The organism is Thermohalobaculum sp., assembly GCF_058622915.1.
Window position 1 is genome coordinate 1 of sequence record NZ_JBZSYN010000189.1, and the last position, 7,021, is coordinate 7,021.

At 67.6% G+C, this 7,021-nt stretch carries 9 protein-coding genes; 2 read left to right on the plus strand and 7 right to left on the minus strand.

All coding sequences use genetic code 11. The features are described from left to right. From AC32QD_RS14800 to ccoG, 3 genes are all read right to left on the minus strand, one after another. Positions 1-1,295: heavy metal translocating P-type ATPase (locus AC32QD_RS14800; protein WP_492011276.1), on the minus strand; the 1,295-nt coding region annotated here is incomplete at its 3' end. Continuing rightward, complete coding sequence (locus AC32QD_RS14805) at positions 1,295-1,759, minus strand: FixH family protein (protein ID WP_492011277.1); 465 nt, start codon at positions 1,757-1,759, stop codon at positions 1,295-1,297. The genes AC32QD_RS14800 and AC32QD_RS14805, both read right to left, overlap by 1 nt. Further along, the gene (ccoG, locus tag AC32QD_RS14810; RefSeq protein WP_492011278.1) at positions 1,756-3,180 is read right to left on the minus strand and encodes a cytochrome c oxidase accessory protein CcoG; all 1,425 of its coding nucleotides are present in this window, start codon (positions 3,178-3,180) and stop codon (positions 1,756-1,758) included. The genes AC32QD_RS14805 and ccoG overlap by 4 nt, the downstream gene beginning before the upstream one ends. Before the next feature lie 217 nt (positions 3,181-3,397). Between ccoG and AC32QD_RS14815 the strand changes: the two genes are divergently transcribed. Next, entirely contained in the window at positions 3,398-4,471 is a 1,074-nt protein-coding gene (locus AC32QD_RS14815; RefSeq protein ID WP_492011279.1) for a peptidoglycan-binding domain-containing protein, read from the plus strand. A gap of 12 nt (positions 4,472-4,483) precedes the next feature. Here the strand turns inward: AC32QD_RS14815 and AC32QD_RS14820 are convergent, their stop codons facing one another. Further along, positions 4,484-5,110 carry a LysE family translocator gene (locus AC32QD_RS14820; RefSeq protein WP_492011280.1) on the minus strand — a complete coding sequence of 209 codons (627 nt, stop codon included), beginning with the start codon at positions 5,108-5,110 and terminating at the stop codon, positions 4,484-4,486. Between AC32QD_RS14820 and AC32QD_RS14825 the strand changes: the two genes are divergently transcribed. Further along, a complete protein-coding gene (locus AC32QD_RS14825; RefSeq protein ID WP_492011281.1) occupies positions 5,109-5,534 on the plus strand; it encodes a lipid A-modifier LpxR family protein in 426 nt (141 codons plus the stop codon). The genes AC32QD_RS14820 and AC32QD_RS14825 overlap by 2 nt on opposite strands. Here AC32QD_RS14825 and ccoP read toward each other — a convergent pair. The 3 genes from ccoP to ccoO all read right to left on the minus strand — a co-directional run. Further along, entirely contained in the window at positions 5,488-6,357 is an 870-nt protein-coding gene (gene ccoP, locus AC32QD_RS14830) for a cytochrome-c oxidase, cbb3-type subunit III (RefSeq protein ID WP_492011282.1), read from the minus strand. The genes AC32QD_RS14825 and ccoP overlap by 47 nt on opposite strands. Positions 6,358-6,360: 3 nt before the next feature. Further along, positions 6,361-6,540 carry a cbb3-type cytochrome c oxidase subunit 3 gene (locus AC32QD_RS14835; protein ID WP_492011283.1) on the minus strand — a complete coding sequence of 60 codons (180 nt, stop codon included), beginning with the start codon at positions 6,538-6,540 and terminating at the stop codon, positions 6,361-6,363. An 11-nt stretch (positions 6,541-6,551) separates the two neighbouring features. Further along, positions 6,552-7,021 (minus strand): cytochrome-c oxidase, cbb3-type subunit II (gene ccoO / locus AC32QD_RS14840; protein WP_492011284.1); only part of this gene is annotated, 470 nt, incomplete at its 5' end.

Here is a 7,021-nt window from a genome sequence, read left to right on the forward strand (position 1 = left end):
AACAGCCGTCCGCTGGCCACGGCGTGCACGGCCGGAACCGCGAGGCCCAGCGCACAGGGGCAGGTGATGATGAGCAAAGTCACCGCGATGGTGAGGGACCGGTGCCAGTCGCCCCCGGTCTGCCACAGCCAGCCGAGGAATGCCGCCGCCGCCATGACGTGCACGCCCGGCGCGTAGATCCTCGCCGCCCGGTCGGCCCAGCGGTCGTAGGCGGTGCGTCCGCGCTCGGCACTCTCGATCATTCGGGCGATCTCGGCGAGCAGGGTTTCTTCTCCGGTCGCTGTCACGCGGACGGTCAGGGGGCCGGAGAGGTTCAGCATCCCGGCATGGACCTCTGCGCCCGGGCCGACCGGCTCGGGCGTCTCCTCGCCCGTGACCATGGAGCGGTCGAGATCGCTCGTCCCGGACTCGATGCGTCCGTCCGCGGGAACCCGCTCGCCCGGCGCCACTTCGACCAGGGCGCCGGGCTCCAGCTCGTCGATCGGCACCGTGTCGCGCCGCCCGTCTCGCAGGATCAGCGTCGCTGCCCTGGCCGACAGAGCCGTCAACTCGGCCGCCGCCGAGCGCGCCGCCGCACGGGTGCGATGGTCGAGATAGCGCCCGATCAACAGGAAGAAGACCAGCCCGATTCCGGCATCGAAATAGGCATGATGGCCCGAATGCGAGGTCTCGTAGAGCGAGAGCCCCGACGCAAGCACCACCGCCAGCGAGATGGGAGCATCCATGTTGAGCCGCCCCGCCCTCAGTGCGCTCGCCGCCGAGCGGAAGAAGGGCATGGCGGCGAACGCGATCGCGGGCAGGGCAATCAACGCCGAGATCCAGTGCAGGAGGTCGCGGGTCGCTCCTTCGGCGCCGGACCAGACCGCGACCGAGAGCAGCATGACGTTCATCCCGGCGAAGCCCGCGACACCCAGCCGCGCCAGCAGGTCGCGTCCCGTCTGGTCGCGATCGATCGCTGCCATGGCCTCGAGGTCGTAGGGGCGGCCTTGGTAGCCGAGCGCGGCGAGCGCCTCGATCACCCCGGCCACCGAGATCACGGCGGGGTCGAACACCACGCGCACCCGGCGCATGGTCAGGTTGACGCGGGTCGAGGCAATACCCGGCAGCGCGGACAGCCCGCGCTCGATGGCGCCGAGGCAACCCGCGCAATGGATTCCCGGCGCCATCAGGTCGACCGCGGACAGCCCGTCCTGGGTGGGCCTGCCCCACCGTTCGACTCCCTTCGCCGGTTCGGCCAACGCTACCGCGGGGCCGCTCGAGCAGCAGTCCCCCGCGATTGCCGGCACATCGTGCATCACAGGCGCCCCGCGATGCGAAGCTCGGCTTCGGCCTCGAAGTGCTCATTGTCCCCGTCGGTCGCATCGACGACGACCCGCCACAAACCCGACTGCAGCACGATCGGGGCCGTATATGCGTTGTCTTCAGACTGCAGTGTCAGCGTCACGTCGTCTTGCGCGCTTGCCGGCCGTCCCACCACCGCGGTGACGTTGAGGTTCCTGACCGGCTGGCCGCGGCGCCCGGTCAAAGCCACCCTCAACTCGCCGTGCTCATGCGCCACGCTGGCGCTCCAGCCGAGCGCCTTCTGGGCGTCGGTCCTGGCGTTCCACTGCTGACTCGCAACATATGAGTTGGCCACGACAAGGCCCGGGAACGTCCCGGTCGCGGCGACCACCAGAGCCAGGTTCGCCGCGAAGATCACGCCGAAGCTGCCAACGAGGATCGCCAGCACCTTGCGTCCGCTCAAAGGCTTTTCGTTCATGTCCCCGGTCCCTGGAAGTGCGTCGCGTAGGAGCTTCGCTCGTGTGTCTTCAGGTCTTCGATCCAGATTGTCACGTTCGCCGGCATGGCCACCTTCCCCCCGGGCTCAGAGGTGAGGAACAGCCGAAGCTGGCGCGCCGAGTCGGCGTTGACCTCGAAGTCCTTCGCCTCCGTTCCCTGCAGGTCGAGCTTGAGGGACATCGAGGACGTGGTGGAGAGTCGGAAACGATGCGGCTCGGGATTCATGTTCTCGACTTTCACGGTGTAGCCATTGCGGATGGTCCCGTCCGACAGCGTCACGTAAAGCGGGTTGCGGTCGGGCGCCACGGTCAGGTCGACCGAACTGCGCATGAAGAGCGACACCAGCATCGCCAGGCCGACCATGCTCCAAAGCGTGAAGTAGAGGATCGTGCGCGGCCGCAGAATGCGCTTCCAGATCGGGGCCGGGGCCTGCCCCGCGCGCTCGCGCTCGGCGTCGGTCAGCGTGCAGTAGTCGATCAGTCCCCGCGGCTTGCCGACTTTCAGCATCATCTCGTCGCAGGCATCGATGCACAGCGCGCAGGTGATGCAACCGATCTGCTGGCCCTCGCGGATGTCGACACCGGTGGGACAGACGGCGACGCAGGCGTTGCAGTCGATGCAGTCGCCCAGCGCCTCGGCCCCCGCGCGCTTGCGGTGGCGTCCGCGCGGCTCGCCGCGCCAGTCCTTGTAGGTCACGATCAGCGAGTTCTCGTCCAGCATCGCTCCCTGAATGCGCGGCCAAGGGCACATATAGATGCACACCTCCTCGCGCATGAATCCGCCCAGAAGGAACGTGGTCGCCGTGAGCACGCCAATCGTGGCATAGGCGGCGAAGGCCGCATGGCCGGTCGAAAGGTCCTGCGCGAGCGTCGGCGCGTCGGCGAAATAGAAGACCCAGGCCCCGCCGGTGCTCACCGCGATCAGCAGCCAGATCGCCCACTTCGCAAGCCGGCGCGTGACCTTGTCGATGTTCCAGCGCTGCTTCATCAGGCGGAACTGGGCATTGCGGTCGCCATCGATCCAGCGTTCGACGTGCTGATAGAGGTCGACCCAGACCGTCTGCGGGCAGGCATACCCGCACCACACCCGGCCAAGCGTCGAGGTGAAGAGGAACAGCCCCAGCCCCGCCATGATCAGCAGGCCGGCGACGTAGTAGAACTGCTGCGGCCAGATCTCGATCCAGAAGAAGAAGAATCGCCGGTTCGGCAGGTCGACCAGCACCGCCTGGTCGGGCAGGTGGGGGCCGCGATTCCAGCGAATCCACGGCGTGACGTAGTAGATCGCGAGCGTGATGCCCATGATCCACCATTTCAGGCGCCGGTAGAATCCCCCGACCGCCTTCGGCAGCACCGGTTCGCGCGCGGCGTAGAGGCCAGGATTCGCCGCTTTCGCCTCCGACATGTTCGAAGCTCCTTGACGGGGATTCGGTTCGGCTGCAACTTGGTCTTGGCCCGCTTGGGTGGCATTGATCCCGATCAACTTGGGTAGTGCGGTTGCGGCGGCCTCTTTCGCCGTCGGAATGATAATGTGGTCGAGTGCTGCGGATCGGCGTAGCAAGTCCCGATTGAGCAAAGTTCCGAACTCTGTTACTCTGCGCAAAGTGTGAGGACGGCGTGTTATGCGGAAGTACTCAACCGAAGTCATGCGTGGCGATGTGATTATTAAACCTGCGATTGCAAGGAGCGGGGGCGGGCTGGTTCCGATCTCCGCCATTACGTTGTGCGTGACTGGAGTTCTGGTCTGGACGTTGGCCGCTCACGATCCCTACTGGCGTCTGTTCGAGACCTCCAGCTTGCCGGCACCCGCTTATGAATCGCCGGGCGAAATTCAGGCCGCGCTGGCGAGCAGTTCGGTGGTGTCTCCGGTCCCCGACAGTGTTGCGGTCCGGCCCCAGCCGCACGGCGGCCGCGCACCTGGCGCAGCTCTGGGCGAGCCTGCCCTGACTCCCCGACCGGTCGAGCCGCTCGTCGCCGTTCCCATGGCGCTGATGACAGGCGCGCCGGCCGAAAAGGGCCCCGCCAATATTGCGGCAGCCGACCGGGGAGCGAATGCGGCGCCAATGCTGGCCGCGGCCTCGACCTCGCTCGCGGCGCCCAGCCCGACACCGGACGCCGGCATTGTGATCGCCAGCACGGTGCCGCCTGCGCCGGTGACGGTTCCCGACACTCCGGCCCCGCTCTGGGTCGCCGCCGACAAGGCGAGCGAGAATGCGCTGGCGCTGGCGCGGCGTCAGCGCGCCGAGGTCCAGCGCCGCCTGGCCCTGGCCGGCTTCAATCCGCGCGGATTCGACGGCCTGTTCGGCCCGCGCACGCGTAAGGCGATCGCCGATTTCGAGGAGGCCTGGGGCTTCCCCTCGACCGGGTATCTCGATGCGGCCGTCTACGCCGACCTCCGCGCCCGCACCGAGGATGCTTACCTGGCCCTGGCCAGCCGCGCCGTCGCCGAGCCCAGCGCGGCGCCGAAGCTGGCGCCGGTTGCGCGTGAGCGCGAGCTCGCTGTCAATGATTCAGACAGCTGCGCGCGGGATGGCAGAGGCCGAATCATCGCGCGTCAAAGCTTTGGCTGCGATCTCAAGGGGCTGGCCGAGAAGGTCATCAGCATGGGCCGCACCGTCCTTCCGCAAGAGGACGGCGACGTCGCGGTGGCGTCGGCCAGCACCGAGTTCGCGCAAACGCACGGAAGCGGGCGCTGAGGCCAGGCGCGGTCAGGCGGCACGCTGTGCCACCGCCGTCAGCACTCCCGCACCTATGAGCATGCCCCCGGCGAGACGCTGCGCCCGCCGCAGCGCGCCCGGCCGCCAGACCCTTCGGCGCATTTCCCCCGCCATGAGCGCCCAGAGCGCGCTGTTGACGGCGGCAAGCGTGACGAAGGTGGCCACCAACACGGCGCATTGCGGCAGCAGTGGCGCCCGAGAATCGATGAACTGCGGCACGAAGGCGACGAAGAAGACGATGCTCTTGGGGTTGAGCGCCGTCACCAGATAGGCCGCGCGGAACATCCGCCAGGCGTCGCGCGGCGCGGCGGCCGCGATCGGCTCCGGCACATTCGCGCGTGCGCGCCAAAGGCGCAGCCCCAGCCAGACCAGGTAGGCGGAGCCCGCCAGCTTCAGCGCCGTGAAAAGCATTGCCGAGGCGGCCAGAACGGTACCGGCGCCTGCCAGCGAGAGGGTCATCGCGGTGCAGTCTCCCAGCGCGACGCCGGGCACCGTGGCCCAGCCGCTCGCGCGGCCGCGCCCCAGCGCCGCCGACACCACCAGCATGACCGTCGGTCCGGGGATGACCAGGAGCACGGCACTGGCCAACACGAAGGCCAGCCAGATTTCGGGCGGCATGCGCATCTCCCTCGCCGCGGCGAGACACTGCGGGCAGCGTGCGATTGTCAACGGCAGGTATCCCGTCTCGCAAGGCGGAACCTACAGCTTCACATTCAAGAACGATACCTTCGCCGGTGACGACAAGGATTACACGAATGGCGTTCGAATCGACTTCGTCACGCCGCAGAGCGAGCTTCCAGGCAGGGCCAGATTCGCGCGGCGCAATTGGGCTGGCTCACCGATGGCCGGGACTTGCGCTGCAGTACCAAGGGGTCGAGCCGACCTGTCCCCATGTCTTGCGCAGCCCGGACTTCCAGGGACAGGACGGCTTCGCCGGGTTCGGCTCGCCCGATCTGCGCTTCAGGTTCTCAGCCGCGGTCCCGGCGCCGGCCGGCTCATTGGCCGCCGCCGAGCCCATGGACGTAAAGCGTCACCTCCTTGATCTGCACATCCGTCAGCTTTCCCGTCCAGGCAGGCATGACGCTGTTCCGACCATTGTGGATTTGCCCCATGATGGTCGCGCGGTCGCCGCCGTAGAGCCAGATGGCGTCAGTCAGGTTCGGCGCGCCGAGATCCTTGTTGCCCTTGCCGTCGGGCCCGTGGCAGGCGGCGCAGTTGTCGGCGAAGATCTTCTTGCCCTCCTCGGTCGCCTGCGCGCGCCCGGAGAGCGAGAGCACATAGTCGGCGACCGCCGCGATCTGGCCCTCGTTGAGGATTCCCTGGCGGCCGAAGGCGGGCATCTGCGAGAACCGCGTGTCCGGGTCCGCCGAATACCGGATGCCGTGCGTGATCGTGGTGCGGATTGCATCGAGCGTGCCGCCCCACAGCCAGGCGTCGTCGAGCAGGTTCGGATAGCCCGGCGCCCCCTGCGCGCCCGAGCCGTGGCACTGCGAGCAGGTGGTACGGAAGATCGCCGCGCCGCCGGCTTGGGCAAAGCGGGACAGCTCCTCGTTGGCGGCGATCTGCTTCAAATCCAGCGAGGCGACCTTGTTGACATATGGCTGCCAGGCCTTGGCCCTCTGGGCCAGCTCAGCCTGGAGCTGCGCGCGGCTCGAATAGCCGAGGACGCCGCGGGTCGCCGTGTGGATCAGCGGCCAGGCCGGATAGGCGATGGTGTACCCGATCGCCCAGACGATCGTGATGTAGAAGGTCCACAGCCACCAGCGCGGCAGCGGCGTGTTCAGCTCGTGGATGCCGTCCCACTCGTGGCCGGTCGTCTCGGTGCCGCTGATCTCGTCGCGGTGCTTGGTCGGGTCGTCGGCCATGCCTCACTCTCCCGGGGTTTCGTCGTTCAGGCGCTCGTTGCGGAACGGCACCTGGGCCGCGTCGTCATGCAGGGGCCGCGATCCGGGGCGCCAGGCCCACAGCCAGACCGCCACCAGAACCAGCAGCATCGCCACGACACCCCAGGTGTCCGCGAGGAGATGCAGCAGGCTGTAGGTATCCATGTCTCGGCCCCTCAGCGTAGGTTGGCGTCCGACTTGGCCTCGTAGGTCGAGAAGTCGACCAGCGTGCCGAGCATCTGCAGATAGGCGATCAGGGCGTCGAGCTCGGTGATGTCCGGCTTGCCGTCGAAGTTGCGCACTTGCGCCTTCGGATAGCGGGCGAGCAGGGCCTTCACGCCCGGATCGTCGGGGTTGACCTGCGCGTAGATGTCGTTCTTGGCATTGGCGATCATCTCGTCGGTGTAGGGCACGCCGACGTCGCGGTTCGCCTTCAACTGCTCGGCGATGTCGCGATAATCGAGCGGTGTCTTTTCCAGGAAGGCATAAGGTGGCATCACCGATTCCGGCACGACCGAACGCGGATCGGCCAGATGCGCGCGCTGCCATTCGTCGGAATATTTGCCGCCGACACGGGCGAGATCCGGCCCGGTGCGTTCGGACCCCCATTGGAAGGGATGGTCATACATGCTTTCGGCGGCGAGGC